A 521-nucleotide genomic window follows, 5' to 3' on the forward strand; every position below is an offset into this window, starting at 1 on the left:
GGCCTATCGCAGGAAAAGTAGCCCCATGATGGGCATGAAATACTCGTTCGATGCGAGCCCGGAGTTGGCCCGGAGATCATCCGCCATTTTCCAAAGGTCTGCACCGAACTGCTCAATTCCGGTCAGGTGATCTGCAATCATTCGTTTGTACTCTTTCCTATGCCAAGGAGCTTGGAAGTGGCGATACCTTCGTCCAGTGCCTTCAGTCTCTCGTATTCCTCGACTGACATCACGACGACGACGGTGCGCCCATGCTTTGCTACAGCGACTGGCCCAGCTCGGGCGAGATCAATCAGCTTTCCGAAACCGTACTTCGCGTCTTTCGCAGTTAGAATCTGCATTCGGTTCTCCGTCCTTGCCAATTAACTTTTGGCCAAATTGGCTAAAATAACAAGCCTCTACATCCAAATTTGCAATTTCAGGGTAAATGCCCGGCGTCGCTGCTTTGCCGCGTTTAAAGTGTGTTTGATAGTCTCCAGGATAGATGCCTGCGTATTCCGGGGTCATCCGGCCACTGATTG

The 521-nt window shown here is 51.6% G+C and carries 2 protein-coding genes; both read right to left on the bottom strand.

Annotated elements, in window-relative coordinates; genetic code table 11:
* Positions 1-137: 137 nt before the first annotated feature.
* A complete protein-coding gene (locus ACOI1H_RS26240) occupies positions 138-341 on the bottom strand; it encodes a type II toxin-antitoxin system Phd/YefM family antitoxin (protein WP_422441300.1) in 204 nt (67 codons plus the stop codon).
* Positions 289-521: hypothetical protein (locus ACOI1H_RS26245; RefSeq protein ID WP_422441301.1), on the bottom strand; the 233-nt coding region annotated here is incomplete at its 5' end. The genes ACOI1H_RS26240 and ACOI1H_RS26245, both read right to left, overlap by 53 nt.

Source organism: Loktanella sp. DJP18, from assembly GCF_049310965.1.
GTDB lineage: Bacteria > Pseudomonadota > Alphaproteobacteria > Rhodobacterales > Rhodobacteraceae > Loktanella.